Annotated in this window: 1 tRNA gene; it reads right to left on the bottom strand. The window is 53.4% G+C overall.

Annotated features, from left to right (window positions below):
• Window position 1: 1 nt before the first annotated feature.
• Window positions 2-74 (bottom strand) — tRNA-Ala (locus H7U37_RS15485).
• Window positions 75-219: the final 145 nt, after the last annotated feature.

Raw genomic sequence — 219 nt, 5'->3', positions numbered from 1 at the left:
GTGGAGGTAATCGGGCTCGAACCGATGACCCCCTGCTTGCAAAGCAGGTGCTCTTCCAGCTGAGCTATACCCCCGACGCGTGTGCCCTCTAAATTAAACAACGTGAAAGCCACTCATCCACCGAAGTCTGACCTTAGGACGTTACAAACAACCATCGGTTGCTTGAAGTCTCCTTAGAAAGGAGGTGATCCAGCCGCACCTTCCGATACGGCTACCTTG

The organism is Pseudoflavonifractor phocaeensis, from assembly GCF_016901735.1.
Classification (GTDB): domain Bacteria; phylum Bacillota; class Clostridia; order Oscillospirales; family Oscillospiraceae; genus Pseudoflavonifractor_A.
Note: the sequence above shows the minus strand (reverse complement) of the source record. Positions and strands in the feature narration are given on the sequence as shown.